Origin of the sequence: Escherichia sp. E2562, from assembly GCF_005781075.1 — a bacterium.
Classification (GTDB): Bacteria; Pseudomonadota; Gammaproteobacteria; order Enterobacterales; family Enterobacteriaceae; genus Escherichia.
Genome location: NZ_VATM01000011.1, coordinates 67,923 through 81,684 on the forward strand (window position 1 = coordinate 67,923; position 13,762 = coordinate 81,684).

General features: G+C 49.4%; 11 protein-coding genes and 1 pseudogene. 4 read left to right on the top strand and 8 right to left on the bottom strand.

The window, feature by feature from the left end; translation table 11 throughout:
- Positions 1-11: 11 nt before the first annotated feature.
- Entirely contained in the window at positions 12-1,490 is a 1,479-nt protein-coding gene (locus FEK43_RS16395; protein ID WP_130207675.1) for an FGGY-family carbohydrate kinase, read from the top strand.
- 536 nt (positions 1,491-2,026) lie between these two features.
- Here the strand turns inward: FEK43_RS16395 and queE are convergent.
- Positions 2,027-2,698: a 7-carboxy-7-deazaguanine synthase QueE gene (gene queE, locus FEK43_RS16400; RefSeq protein WP_135407680.1), complete on the bottom strand. Its 672-nt coding sequence runs from the start codon at positions 2,696-2,698 to the stop codon at positions 2,027-2,029.
- A gap of 172 nt (positions 2,699-2,870) precedes the next feature.
- On the opposite strand from queE, the gene FEK43_RS16405 reads away from it, so the two are divergent.
- From FEK43_RS16405 to FEK43_RS16415, 3 genes and pseudogenes are all read left to right on the top strand, one after another.
- Positions 2,871-3,473 carry a LemA family protein gene (locus tag FEK43_RS16405; protein ID WP_130207677.1) on the top strand — a complete coding sequence of 201 codons (603 nt, stop codon included), beginning with the start codon at positions 2,871-2,873 and terminating at the stop codon, positions 3,471-3,473.
- A 13-nt stretch (positions 3,474-3,486) separates the two neighbouring features.
- Positions 3,487-4,158, top strand: a pseudogene (locus tag FEK43_RS16410) (YgcG family protein); the annotation flags it as partial.
- A gap of 233 nt (positions 4,159-4,391) precedes the next feature.
- Positions 4,392-5,312 carry a YgcG family protein gene (locus tag FEK43_RS16415; RefSeq protein WP_130207679.1) on the top strand — a complete coding sequence of 307 codons (921 nt, stop codon included), beginning with the start codon at positions 4,392-4,394 and terminating at the stop codon, positions 5,310-5,312.
- 59 nt (positions 5,313-5,371) lie between these two features.
- Here FEK43_RS16415 and eno read toward each other — a convergent pair whose 3' ends face one another.
- The 7 genes from eno to rlmD all read right to left on the bottom strand — a co-directional run bounded on the left by eno (position 5,372) and on the right by rlmD (position 13,730).
- Positions 5,372-6,670, bottom strand: coding sequence for a phosphopyruvate hydratase (gene eno / locus FEK43_RS16420; protein ID WP_064528183.1), 1,299 nt, complete (start codon positions 6,668-6,670; stop codon positions 5,372-5,374).
- A gap of 87 nt (positions 6,671-6,757) precedes the next feature.
- Positions 6,758-8,395 (bottom strand): CTP synthase (glutamine hydrolyzing), encoded by a 1,638-nt coding sequence (pyrG, locus tag FEK43_RS16425; RefSeq protein WP_130207680.1) that lies wholly within the window; start codon positions 8,393-8,395, stop codon positions 6,758-6,760.
- A gap of 227 nt (positions 8,396-8,622) precedes the next feature.
- Positions 8,623-9,414: a nucleoside triphosphate pyrophosphohydrolase gene (mazG, locus tag FEK43_RS16430; protein ID WP_112912024.1), complete on the bottom strand. Its 792-nt coding sequence runs from the start codon at positions 9,412-9,414 to the stop codon at positions 8,623-8,625.
- A gap of 71 nt (positions 9,415-9,485) precedes the next feature.
- Complete coding sequence (mazF, locus tag FEK43_RS16435; RefSeq protein WP_131162394.1) at positions 9,486-9,821, bottom strand: endoribonuclease MazF; 336 nt, start codon at positions 9,819-9,821, stop codon at positions 9,486-9,488.
- A complete protein-coding gene (mazE, locus tag FEK43_RS16440; protein ID WP_000581937.1) occupies positions 9,821-10,069 on the bottom strand; it encodes a type II toxin-antitoxin system antitoxin MazE in 249 nt (82 codons plus the stop codon). Before mazE ends, mazF begins: the two co-directional genes overlap by 1 nt.
- Before the next feature lie 77 nt (positions 10,070-10,146).
- Positions 10,147-12,381 carry a GTP diphosphokinase gene (relA, locus tag FEK43_RS16445; RefSeq protein ID WP_135407684.1) on the bottom strand — a complete coding sequence of 745 codons (2,235 nt, stop codon included), beginning with the start codon at positions 12,379-12,381 and terminating at the stop codon, positions 10,147-10,149.
- Positions 12,382-12,428: 47 nt separating this feature from the next.
- A complete protein-coding gene (gene rlmD / locus FEK43_RS16450; RefSeq protein ID WP_135407686.1) occupies positions 12,429-13,730 on the bottom strand; it encodes a 23S rRNA (uracil(1939)-C(5))-methyltransferase RlmD in 1,302 nt (433 codons plus the stop codon).
- Positions 13,731-13,762 lie beyond the last annotated feature (32 nt).

Genomic DNA, 13,762 nt, shown 5'->3' on the forward strand with positions numbered 1-13,762 from the left:
GGAGAAAAATCATGTCGAAGAAATACATCATAGGGATTGATGGCGGAAGTCAGAGCACAAAAGTAGTGATGTACGATCTGGAAGGTAATGTAGTTTGCGAAGGTAAAGGCTTATTACAGCCGATGCACACGCCGGATGCCGATACCGCAGAACATCCTGACGACGATTTATGGGCATCATTATGTTTTGCCGGTCACGATTTAATGAGCCAGTTTGCCGGGAATAAAGAAGATATTGTTGGCATCGGCCTGGGATCAATCCGTTGCTGCCGTGCGTTACTAAAAGCCGATGGCACGCCTGCTGCTCCGTTGATTAGCTGGCAGGATGCACGCGTTACACGCCCTTACGAACATACGAATCCTGACGTGGCGTATGTCACCTCTTTTTCGGGTTATCTGACGCACCGTTTAACGGGGGAATTAAAAGATAATATCGCCAACTATTTTGGTCAGTGGCCGGTGGATTATAAGAGCTGGGCATGGAGTGAAGATGCTGCGGTAATGGAGAAGTTTAATATCCCCCGCCAGATGCTTTTTGATGTGCAAATGCCAGGCACTGTTCTTGGGCATATCACACCGCAAGCCGCGCTGGCGACGCATTTCCCGGCAGGACTGCCGGTTGTTTGTACCACCAGTGATAAACCGGTAGAAGCTCTGGGAGCCGGGTTACTGGATGATGAAACGGCAGTAATTTCTCTTGGCACTTACATCGCATTGATGATGAACGGTAAAGCACTGCCGAAAGATCCGCTGGCGTACTGGCCGATTATGTCTTCTATTCCGCAAACGTTGCTTTATGAAGGTTACGGTATCCGAAAAGGCATGTGGACGGTGAGCTGGCTGCGCGACATGTTAGGCGAGTCGTTAATTCAGGATGCCAAAGCACAAGATCTTTCACCGGAAGATTTGCTCAACAAAAAAGCTTCTTGTGTGCCACCTGGCTGTAATGGTCTGATGACAGTGTTGGACTGGCTGACCAATCCGTGGGAACCCTACAAGCGTGGGATTATGATCGGCTTTGATTCCAGCATGGATTACGCATGGATATATCGCTCGATACTGGAAAGCGTGGCGCTAACGCTGAAGAACAATTACGACAATATGTGTAATGAAATGAATCACTTTGCGAAGCATGTGATCATTACTGGCGGTGGTTCGAACAGCGATCTGTTTATGCAGATTTTTGCCGATGTATTCAATCTTCCGGCGCGCCGTAATGCCATTAACGGTTGTGCAAGCCTGGGGGCGGCGATCAACACGGCTGTAGGGCTTGGTCTGTATCCAGATTACGCAACGGCTGTCGACAAAATGGTTCGCGTGAAAGATGTCTTTATGCCGATTGAGAGCAATGCCAAACGCTACGATGCGATGAATAAAGGTATTTTCAAAGATTTAACCAAACATACTGATGTGATCCTGAAAAAATCGTATGAAGTGATGCATGGTGAGCTGGGGAATGCGGATTCAATCCAGAGCTGGTCGAATGCGTAAATGAGGGAGACCGGGCGGGAAACTGCCCGGCCTGAACATACCTGAATGGTTATCCCCGGCTGACGCGGGGAGCTCATAGTCGAAGTCTTCATGACTTCCTTGATATTCGGTTTATCCCCGCTGGCGCGGGGAACTCAAGAATCATTGCAACAGAACGCCACAGCACACCGGTTTATCCCCGCTGGCGCGGGGAACTCTCTAAACATAACCTATTATTAATTAATGATTTTTTAAGCCAGTCACAATCTACCAACTTTACAGGATCACACAAACAACATATCCATTATGTTAAAGAGCACTTAATCCATTGATTGAAAAGATAAATATATAAAATAACTCTATACAAACTAAAATCTACCAAACTCCGACGTAATAATTTTCACTCCAGTGAAAAATTAACGCCACAGAATTTGTAGAGAATGACAATGATTAGCCCGGAATGGGCAAAATGGATGAGTGTTCAGAGGCGACAAAAAATATAAATGAGTGGGAGTCTTTACAAACCCCACCCATTTACAACGCTTATAAATGTTTAATCAGGCAATATTTAAATATTTATGTGTTTGCATCGACAAACGCCAGTTACGCGCAATGCAAGTTTCAATGCACAAACGCGTAGCATCTTCCTTCTGGCTAATTGGCTGAAGTGCAATGATTCGCGGTTTATCATCGGTCAGCGTCGCCAGCAATTCATCCAGTGCTTCGATATCCCGTACGCGTCCAACTGGGTGTTTGATTTCGTTGGCTCGCTCCAGGGCTTGCGACAATACTTCATAACCGCCACGCATATTCAGTTTTGGCGACACGGTGACCCAGGTATTCGGCGTACAACGCACTTCATGAGTGCCGCTGGTTTCAATCTGGCAGCTAAAACCGTTCTTTTCGAGCAGGTCAGTAAGCGGCAGCAAGTCATGAATGCAAGGCTCACCACCGGTAATCACCACGTGACGCGCGGTGTATCCCTGACGACCGATGACTGCGAGCAAGTCTTCACTGCTTGCTGCTCCCCACTTATCACTCTCTTTCGTTTTCCCCAGAATGCTGAAAAGGGAAACTTCCCGATCCTCAAGCTTTTCCCATGTGTGTTTGGTGTCGCACCAGGCACAGCCGACCGGGCATCCCTGTAAACGAATAAAAATGGCGGGGACGCCGGTAAAGTAACCCTCACCTTGCAGGGTCTGGAACATCTCGTTAATCGGGTACTGCATAGCATTCTCTGAGAAGTGGATAATTGTTAATTATTGCAGATCCTGCCGCAACAATCATGTCTTATTAACATTCTGTTACAGGCGGGTTTAAGGTAAAAAGTGAATCAGATCATTAAGAATAAAATGAAGCGGCGTATTATGTTTTAAGGAATTAAATAAAAGGGATTTAAACATGTTTAGAATATTCATCGTATTTATATTTATTTTCAATTTATCAGGTTGCGGTTATAACGATATTCAAACCTATGATGAACAGGTCAATGCCTCCTGGTCAGAAGTATTGAATCAGTATCAACGCCGTGCAGATCTTATTCCTAATCTTGTCGCCAGCATTAAAGGTTATTCCAGCCATGAAAAAGAGGTACTGGAGGCCGTTACGTTAGCTCGTAGTCAAGCTAATCGTGCCAGCAGCGATCTTCAGCAAGCTCCGGGAGATGAGCAAAAATTACAAGCCTGGCAACAAGCTCAGGCGCAGGTAACTCGCACTCTCGGGCAGTTAACGATTATTAGTGAACGTTATCCAGAATTAAAGGCTCAGGAACTCTATCAAAATTTAATGGTACAACTCGAAGGAAGCGAAAATCGAATTGCTGTCGCGCGAGGAAGATATATTAAAGCCATTGAACAATATAATGTCACTATCCGCAAATTTCCCGCAGTGTTAACCGCAAAGGTCATGGATTACACACCAAAGAAAAATTATTTGCCGGATGATGTCGCCGCAGTAAGCAAAGCCCCAACAATAGATTTTAGCCAGAATGCTAATGCTCATTAGGCGAGTTAATTATATGAAAAATTTTATCTTACTTCTTGTTCTGGTCTGTTCATCTGCGTTTGCAGTGCAAGTTCCAGTACCTGAATTACCTAAATATATGAATGATTTAACAGGGACATTAACCAGAGGGGAAGTAAGTACGCTGACCAGCCAGATTAAAGCCCTGACGCAAAAAGAACAGACGCAGCTTGTGGTATTGGTGGTTGAAACCACAGGCGAAGAAACCATCGAGCAATATGCAACACGTGTGTTCGAGAGTTGGCAGCCCGGCCATAAAGGTCGTGATGACGGTATTTTACTGGTAGTTGCCTGGCAAGATCATACAGTTCATATTGAAATCGGTTACGGGCTTGAGGGTATTCTTACTGATGCACAGTCCGGGCAAATTATTCGCAACAGTATTATTCCAGCGTTTAAAAAAGGCGACCTTACTGGCGGCTTGCAACAGGGTATCAGTGATATTGAAACCCGACTATCAGGAAATGATTTAGTCAATAACACATCGCCCGATCACCCTTTGCCCTTTAGCGGTTGGTGGGCTTTGATAGTCTGGGCGATAGTACTGACCTTTATTTCCGCCAGAGGATATGTCAAAACGCTGGGAGTGATTTGCTTTGCTGCCATAGTACTGGCTTTTGTACTTCCCATCGCTGGATATAGCGGGAGCTGGGGAGTTCTTGCCACATTATTATGTTTCGCCACACCATTCCTGACCGTAGCTATCACTTTCACACCTTTCGGCAGAAAGGTGCGTGATTCAATGCGTAGTGCCAACCGACCGTCACGTTACGAAAGAAGCAACTCGGCCTCCTGGCATTCTTCATCATCGTCGTCATCTTCCTCTTCATCGTCTTTCGACAATGACAATTTCAGCGGTGGCGGCGGTTCGTCTGGTGGCGGTGGCGCTTCCGGGCGCTGGTGATCGTAATGCGCTTAATCTTTATTTTACTCGCTTTGTGGTGCCTTCCGGTGCTTGCCCAGCAAATTGCTGTGCCGGAGCTGCGCCACCAGGTGACCGATATTACTGGTACGTTAAGCTCGTCTGAACAACAATCACTGACACAGCAGCTGCAGGATATTACACAAAAAACACGAGCCCAGGTCGCCGTATTAATTGTGCCATCCACCGGGGACGATACCATTGAACAATATGCAACTCGCGTTTTTGATAGCTGGAAACTGGGGGATGAGCGGCGTGACGATGGTATTCTGATCCTGGTCGTCTGGGAAGATCGTAAAGTTCGCATTGAAGTGGGCTACGGGCTGGAAGGGGTGGTTACCGACCTGCAAGCGGCGAAGATTATCCGTGATATATTAATCCCTGCTTTCAAAAGTGATGACCTTATGGGTGGGTTAACACTGGCAAGCGAAAATATTGGCGCACTTCTGCTGAATGGTGAATTACCGGAAAACAGGGGGAATTACTACAGTATCAATCCCCCTATTCCATTATCGCTTGCTGTAATTATATTACTGGCGGTGCTTTCATATTTTATTGTTTTTACCGATCCGTCAAATCTCCCCTGGATAGCACTCACTGGCGCAATTTACGGGATGGTATTCCTCTATGTTGCAGAGCCAGGACCATGGACGAATTTAATCGTTGCCTGCGGTATGTTAACGCCTTTTGCGATCGTAGTGCTGCTTATCTTTTGGCTTATCGTTAGTAAAAAACTACGCGCCAAATATAAGAAACTCGGTAAAGAAAGAGCTTCAAGAAAAGGTTCTTCTTCATCCTCTTCCGGTGGAGGCTCAAGTGGTGGCGGGTTTAGCGGCGGTGGCGGATTTAGCGGTGGCGGTGGTTCATCTGGAGGCGGTGGTTCCTCAGGCCGCTGGTAACTCGACCATAAAAAATGCCAGCCCGAAGGCTGGCATTTTTAAATCAGATAAAGTCAGACTTATGCCTGGCCTTTGATCTCTTTACGACCGTTGTACGGTGCTTTTTCGCCCAGAGCTTCTTCGATACGAATCAGCTGGTTGTATTTAGCAACACGGTCAGAACGGCTCATAGAACCAGTTTTGATCTGGCCTGCAGCAGTACCAACAGCCAGGTCAGCGATGGTAGCGTCTTCAGTTTCGCCAGAACGGTGAGAGATTACTGCAGTGTAGCCAGCGTCTTTCGCCATCTTGATTGCAGCCAGAGTTTCGGTCAGAGAACCGATCTGGTTGAATTTGATCAGGATGGAGTTAGCGATGCCTTTTTCGATACCTTCTTTCAGGATCTTGGTGTTGGTTACGAACAGGTCGTCACCAACCAGCTGGATTTTGTCGCCCAGAACTTTGGTCTGGTATGCGAAACCGTCCCAGTCAGATTCGTCCAGACCGTCTTCGATAGAAACGATCGGGTACTGTTTGGTCAGTTCTTCCAGGAAGTGAGTGAATTCTTCAGAGGTGAAAGCTTTGTTGCCTTCGCCAGCCAGAACGTATTTACCGTCTTTGTAGAATTCAGAAGCTGCGCAGTCCATCGCCAGAGTGATGTCTTTGCCCAGTTCATAGCCAGCAGCTTTAACAGCTTCAGCGATAACAGCCAGAGCTTCAGCGTTGGAACCCAGGTTCGGCGCATAGCCACCTTCGTCACCAACTGCAGTGTTCATGCCTTTCGCTTTCAGAACTTTTGCCAGGTGATGGAAAACTTCAGAACCCATGCGGATGGCTTCTTTCACAGTTTTCGCGCCAACCGGCTGAATCATGAATTCCTGGATATCAACGTTGTTGTCAGCGTGCTCACCACCGTTGATGATGTTCATCATCGGAACCGGCATGGAGTATTTGCCCGGAGTACCGTTCAGTTCAGCGATGTGCTCGTACAGCGGCATACCTTTAGCAGCTGCAGCAGCTTTGGCGTTAGCCAGAGACACAGCCAGGATTGCGTTTGCGCCGAAGTTAGATTTGTTTTCGGTGCCGTCCAGGTCGATCATGATCTTGTCAATGCCAGCCTGATCTTTGGCATCTTTGCCAATCAGCGCCTGAGCGATCGGGCCGTTAACCGCAGCAACAGCTTTGGTTACGCCTTTGCCCAGGAAACGGGATTTGTCGCCATCGCGCAGTTCCAGAGCTTCACGGGAACCAGTAGAAGCACCTGATGGAGCAGCTGCCATACCGACGAAACCACCCTCCAGATGTACTTCGGCTTCAACAGTCGGGTTACCACGGGAGTCGATGATTTCACGACCGATGATTTTTACGATTTTGGACATTAGGTTTTCCTCAAGTCACTAGTTAAACTGAAACTCCAGACAAACAACGCGTACCCAGGGTACGCGTTGCCGTTCTAACTTTTTTACTTACTTCGCCTGACGTTTCTGGAACTCGCTGGCGGCTTTTACAAAGCCAGCAAACAGCGGGTGGCCATCACGTGGAGTAGAAGTAAACTCCGGATGGAACTGACAAGCCACGAACCACGGGTGATTCGGAACTTCGATGATCTCGACCAACTGATCATCCCCGGAACGGCCCGCAACGCGCAGACCTGCATCTTCAATCTGTTTCAGCAGCATGTTGTTGACTTCGTAGCGGTGACGATGACGCTCAACAATTGTCGGCGCATTGTACAGCTGGCGAACCAGGCTATTGTCAACCAGCTGGCACTGCTGTGCGCCAAGACGCATGGTGCCACCGAGATCGCTCTTCTCGCTACGAACTTCAACGTTGCCGTTTTCATCGCGCCACTCGGTAATCAGCGCCACAACCGGGTACTTACAGTCTGGCACAAATTCCGTAGAGTTGGCGTTCTCCATGTTGGCAACATGGCGAGCGTAATCAATTAACGCCACCTGCATACCCAGGCAAATGCCCAGATAAGGAATATTGTTCTCACGCGCAAAGCGCGCGGTAGTAATCATGCCTTCTACGCCACGATAGCCGAAACCGCCAGGTACGAGGATCGCGTCCAGACCTTTAAGGATTTCAACACCGCGCGTTTCAACATCTTGTGAATCGATCAGTTTGATGTTGACGCTGACACGATTTTTCAGCCCGCCGTGTTTCAGTGCTTCAATCACTGATTTGTAAGCGTCCGGCAGTTCAATGTACTTACCGACCATACCGATGGTGACTTCACTCACCGGATTCGCTTCTTCGAAGATAACCTGTTCCCATTCGGACAGATTCGCTTCCGGGCAGTTTAAGCTGAATCGTTTACAAATATAATCGTCCAGCCCCTGAGATTTCAACAGGCCCGGAATTTTATAGATGGAATCGACGTCTTTCAGAGAAATAACCGCTTTTTCCGGAACATTACAGAACAATGCAATCTTCGCACGTTCGTTCGCCGGAACGGCGCGATCTGAACGACAAATCAGGATGTCAGGCTGGATACCGATGGAGAGCAGCTCTTTTACAGAGTGCTGGGTCGGTTTGGTTTTGACTTCACCAGACGCAGCCATGTACGGCACCAGCGTCAGGTGCATAAACAGAGTGTGCTCACGGCCAATTTCAACAGCCAACTGGCGAATCGCTTCGAGGAACGGCAGGGATTCGATGTCACCTACGGTACCGCCGATTTCGACCAGAACCACGTCGTGGCCTTCGCCACCTGCAAGAACGCGTTCTTTGATAGCGTTAGTGATGTGTGGAATAACCTGTACGGTTGCGCCGAGGTAGTCACCGCGGCGTTCTTTACGCAGAACGTCTGAGTAGATACGACCCGTGGTGAAGTTGTTGCGGCGGCTCATTTTGGTACGAATGAAACGCTCGTAGTGACCCAGGTCCAGGTCGGTTTCAGCGCCGTCTTCAGTAACGAACACTTCCCCGTGTTGGATTGGGCTCATAGTACCTGGATCGACGTTGATGTACGGATCCAGTTTCATGATAGTCACATTGAGGCCACGGGCTTCAAGAATGGCTGCGAGGGAGGCTGCGGCAATGCCTTTACCCAGAGAGGATACGACCCCGCCGGTCACAAAAATATAGTTCGTTGTCATGCTGAACCTGAGAAGTTAGGTTGAAAAGACGATGGAATAACCAGGACGGGAAAGCAGTATACCCGAACATGACCTGTGCCACAAACTTTCATTATCCCTCCTCTTCGCCAGCGCACCATTGAAATCAGGAGTGAGAAAATAGCCCCTTTGGGGTAAATGTTTTTGACGCAAATCAAGCGCTTGTCATTTAAAAAATGACACAAATGGCGCTTGACCGCGTAATTCCCTTAGAGATCAATTTCCTGCCGTTTTACCTGTTGCCAGACTTCTTCCATTGTTTCGAGGTCAACACCTGTCATTTCCAGTCCACGCGCGGCAACAATACGCTCCACTTCGCGAAAACGACGCTCGAATTTTTCGTTCGCTTTTTGCAATGCGATTTCTGCTTTCGTCCCTAAATGGCGAGCCAGATTAACCGTGGCAAACAGCAGGTCGCCCATTTCCTCCTCCAGTTTAGCCTGGTCGACAACAGCCTGCCGCGCCTCGTACATCACCTCGTCGATCTCTTCGTAGACTTTATCAACCACCGGGCCAAGCGTCGTCCAGTCGAAGCCAACGTTGGCACAACGTTTCTGGATTTTTTGTGCGCGCATTAAAGCCGGCAAACTGCGAGGAATATCGTCCAGCGCCGAATGCTGTGCTTTCTGCGCGCGCTCTTCAGTTTTGATTTGCTCCCAACGGGCGAGTACTTCACTACTGTTTTCGGCAGAACTGTCAGCAAAAACATGCGGATGGCGACGCTCTAATTTATCGCTGATCGCAGCACAAATATCATTAAAGTCAAAGCGCCCTTCTTCCTGGGCCATTTGCGCGTAAAACACCACCTGGAACAACAGATCGCCGAGCTCACCGCGCAGATCGTCAAAGTCTTCGCGAGCGATGGCATCCAGCACTTCGTAGGTTTCTTCAAGGGTATAAGGCGCAATAGACGCAAATGTCTGCTCCTTATCCCACGGGCAGCCGTTTTCCGGATCGCGCAGGCGCTGCATGATAGTGAGTAAACGGTCGATTTGATTCATTGGAATGTCCTGAAAATTGCGGGTCTGTCAGGTGGAAGCCTGTGACCAGAATAGAAGTGAGTTAGTAACACTTACCCAATCAGCACGTTAATTTTGGCTTTAATGAGTTGTAATTCCTCTGGGGTAACCGTTCCTTTCTTCGTTGCTCCTCTTGCCCGCCAGGCGATACTTTTTACCTGATCAGCTAACGCTACGCCATCACGTTCCTGACCGGATAAAACAACTTCGAACGGATATCCTTTTGATTGTGTTGTACAAGGAACACACAGACACATACCTGTTTTGTTGTTATACATGAACGGACTCAGGACAACAGCCGGACGATGTCCGGCTTGCTCGCTACCTTTTGTCGGGTCAAAATCAACCCAAATCAGATCGCCCATATCGGGTACGTATCGGCTTACCATTACCAGACTTCCTTATCTTTCGGCTCCCCCCAGTCGATATTCTCGTGGAGGTTTTCCGGCGTGATGTCGTTGACCAGTTCAGCAAGCGTAAATACGGGCTCTTTACGCACTGGCTCAATAATTAATTTGCCATCCACCAGGTCAATCTTCACTTCATCATCAATATTCAGATTGAGCGCCTGCATTAACGTAGCCGGGATCCGCACTGCAGGAGAATTTCCCCAACGCTTTACGCTACTGTGGATCATAACCCTTTCCTCAAACCGCTATCATATGTAGATACAGTATATATCAATCTACATTGTAGATACGAGCAAATTTCGGCCTAACTCCCGTGCAGTCGACGCGCGTCGATAACATCCGGCACCTGATTGAGTTTACCCAGCACGCGGCCCAGCACCTGCAGGTTATAAATCTCAATGGTCATATCGATGGTTGCCAATTGCTGTTTGGTATCGCTACGGCTGGCAACGCCAAGCACGTTCACCTTCTCGTTGGCGAGAATGGTCGTGATATCACGCAACAACCCACTACGATCATTAGCCAGCACACGGACCACCAGCGAATATCCGGCGGAGTAGCTCTCGCCCCATACTGCATCAACAATGCGTTCTGGCGCATGGGAGCGTAGCTCCACCAGTTGTTCACAATCGGCGCGGTGCACAGAAATACCGCGACCCTGAGTAATGAAACCAACAATTTCATCACCAGGAATCGGCTGACAGCAGCGCGCGATGTGGTGCATCAGATTGCCGACACCTTCTACTACCACGCGCCCGTTATCTTTACTGCGGTTTTGCGGGGCATGGCTTTTTTGCTGAAGCTGCTTCAGCGCGGCGGCGTCCTGCTCTTCGGCACTCGGCTTATTAAATTGCGATTGCAGGAAATTCACCATCTGATTGAGCCGGATATCCCCGCCCCCAATCGCCGCCAACAACTCGTCGACATCATTGAAGTTGTAACGCGGCAGCAGGTATTTTTCTGCTTCTTTCAGGCTGATCCCCAGATGTTCCAGCTCGTCATCAAGGATTTGTCGTCCAGCCAGAATATTTTTGTCACGATCCTGTTTACGGAACCAGGCATGAATTTTCGAACGCCCACGGCTGGTTGTGACATAGCCCAGGTTTGGGTTTAACCAGTCACGGCTGGGATTGGGCTGTTTCTGGGTGATAATTTCAATCTGGTCGCCCATTTGCAGCTGGTAGGTGAACGGCACAATGCGCCCGCCAATTTTTGCCCCGATGCAGCGGTGTCCGACATCACTGTGGATGTGGTAAGCGAAGTCCAGCGGCGTTGATCCCGCAGGCAAATCAACGACATCACCTTTCGGCGTAAAGACGTATACCCGGTCGTCAAAGACCTGGCTGCGTACTTCGTCGAGCATTTCACCGGAGTCGGCCATCTCTTCCTGCCACGCAATCAGTTTACGCAGCCAGGCAATCCGGTCTTCATGTCCTGAACGCGCCCCGCCAGCTGCCGCGCCTTCTTTGTATTTCCAGTGCGCAGCAACGCCCAGTTCTGCATCTTCATGCATCTGTTTAGTGCGGATTTGGATCTCAACGGTTTTGCCACCCGGCCCCAGTACCACAGTATGAATAGACTGATAGCCGTTTGGTTTCGGATTTGCGACGTAATCATCAAATTCATCCGGCAAGTGGCGATAGTGAGTGTGCACTATCCCCAGCGCGGCGTAGCAGTCTTGTAAACGCTCGGCAACAATACGTACTGCACGGACATCAAACAGCTCATCGAAGGCGAGGTTCTTTTTCTGCATTTTGCGCCAGATGCTGTAGATGTGTTTCGGACGACCATACACCTCAGCTTTAACGCCTTCAGCTTTCATCTCAGCGCGCAGATGACCGACAAACTCTTCGATATAGTGTTCGCGGTCGAGACGGCGTTCATGCAGCAATTTGGCGATGCGCTTGTATTCAGTCGGGTGGAGATAACGGAAGCAGTAATCTTCCAGTTCCCATTTCAGTTGCCCGATCCCGAGACGGTTCGCCAGCGGCGCGTAGATATTGGTGCACTCTTTTGCTGCAAGTACGCGTTCATCTTCTGGCGCATCTTTTACTTCGCGCAGATGAGCAATACGCTCCGCCAGTTTGATGACCACGCAGCGGAAATCATCGACCATCGCCAATAACATCCGGCGAACGTTATCGACCTGTTCGGAGGAAACAGAATCAGTGTGCGTCGCTTTCAGCTGGCGGATTGCCGCCATATCGCGCACACCGTGAATAAGATTAACGACCGACTTACCGACGCTCTCGCGCAGTACGTCTTCGCTGACTACGTTGGCATCGGCCAGAGGGAACAGTAGCGCCGCCCGCAGCGTGTCAATGTCCATACTTAATGTCGAGAGGATCTCCACCATCTCGACACCACGCCACAACAGCAAACTGGCATCCGGATGCCCCTGCGTCTGCTGCAGACAATACGCCCAGGTTTCGGCTAAGCACTCACACGACTTCTGGCTGGCAATCCCCAGACTTGCGATCCATTTGTCCGGATCAAATTCACCAGCCTTATTGATATGTGCACTTCTTACCGCAACCATTGTCCTCTCCTTTAGGGACCTGACCTGCCGAAATCAGCAAATCGTAACTATTTAACGCGCGAAAAAAGCACCATCGATTCCAGATGCCCCGTGTGTGGGAACATATCCAGCATCGCCAGTCGCGCAATGGTATATCCTGCTTTTAATAACGCCTCGCTATCCCGAGCCAGCGTCGCAGGGTTACAGGATACATAAACTATACGAATGGGTTCCAGTTTTATAATTTGCTGCATGACGCCAGCAGCACCTGCTCGCGCCGGGTCCAGCAACACTTTGTCAAAGCCGTTTTTAGCCCACGGTTGCTTTGTGACATCATCTTCAAGATTTTCATGATAAAACGTCACATTTTGTAAACCATTAAGTCGCGAATTTTCCTGACCTTTCTCCACCAGCGCCGCAACACCTTCTACCCCTACCACGCTAGCCGCTCGTGTCGCTAATGGCAGTGTGAAATTGCCCATACCGCAGAACAGATCAAGCACGCTGTCTTCAGCCTGCACATCCAACCACTCCAGCGCGCGAGCCACCATTTTCTGGTTCACACCCGCGTTGACCTGAATAAAATCACGCGGGCTAAAAGTTAAACGCAACCCATTTGAGTCATACCAGGGCATCTCGCCAGAGACGGTTTCGAGTATCTCACTATCGGGAGCGAGAAACAGATCCAGGCCTTCAGAATGCGAAAAGCGTTCCAGTTTTTCACGATCAGCCGAACTTAGCGGTGCGGTATGGCGTAAAGTCATCAGCGTGCCGCTGGTTGCCTGCACCAGTTCAACGTGACCAAGATGGCGCATGGCTTGTAAGCTGGTCAGGCATGCCCTGACTTTGGGCAGCAATGCTTCAAGTTGGGGCGCTAAAATGGGGCATTGCTTAACATCGACAATGTCACTGGAACCCGCTTTGCGAAATCCCATCTGTAATTGTTGTGTTTTCGGCTGATAGTTCAGGCTTAAGCGCGCGCGGCGACGGTACCCCCAGGGAACATCGGCGATCACTTCAGAGACGTCGTGCTTCATTAACCGGGCGAGCGCCGCACTTTTGCTTCGCTGCTGTAGTTCGATGCTGGCGTGTTGTTGCTGACAGCCGCCGCATACGCCAAAATGAGGGCAGCGTGGCGTTTCGCGTTCCGGGCTGTCGCTTAGCCTGCGCACGACTTTAGCGCGGGAATACTGTTTTTTATCTTCAGTAACAGTAACTTCCGCGTCTTCCTGCGGCAATAGCCCGGGGATAAATAACGCTTTTCCGTTATGTCGTGCCACGCCCTGACCAAAAGAGTCGAGGTCGTTGACTGAAACGGTTATGATCTGACGCGTCGTCACGCGTCGTTTTGCAGAGTAGAATTGCGCCATTGGCGAGACTTTCTCAATTTAACAGTGTGACC

Bases quoted from the DNA above. Each gene is read 5' to 3' on its own strand.
- FEK43_RS16395 (WP_130207675.1), top strand. From the start codon at position 12: ATGTCGAAGAAATACATCATAGGGATTGATGGCGGAAGTCAGAGCACA.
- queE (WP_135407680.1), bottom strand. From the start codon at position 2,698: ATGCAGTACCCGATTAACGAGATGTTCCAGACCCTGCAAGGTGAGGGT.
- FEK43_RS16405 (WP_130207677.1), top strand. From the start codon at position 2,871: ATGTTTAGAATATTCATCGTATTTATATTTATTTTCAATTTATCAGGT.
- eno (WP_064528183.1), bottom strand. From the start codon at position 6,670: ATGTCCAAAATCGTAAAAATCATCGGTCGTGAAATCATCGACTCCCGT.
- pyrG (WP_130207680.1), bottom strand. From the start codon at position 8,395: ATGACAACGAACTATATTTTTGTGACCGGCGGGGTCGTATCCTCTCTG.
- mazG (WP_112912024.1), bottom strand. From the start codon at position 9,414: ATGAATCAAATCGACCGTTTACTCACTATCATGCAGCGCCTGCGCGAT.
- mazF (WP_131162394.1), bottom strand. From the start codon at position 9,821: ATGGTAAGCCGATACGTACCCGATATGGGCGATCTGATTTGGGTTGAT.
- mazE (WP_000581937.1), bottom strand. From the start codon at position 10,069: ATGATCCACAGTAGCGTAAAGCGTTGGGGAAATTCTCCTGCAGTGCGG.
- relA (WP_135407684.1), bottom strand. From the start codon at position 12,381: ATGGTTGCGGTAAGAAGTGCACATATCAATAAGGCTGGTGAATTTGAT.
- rlmD (WP_135407686.1), bottom strand. From the start codon at position 13,730: ATGGCGCAATTCTACTCTGCAAAACGACGCGTGACGACGCGTCAGATC.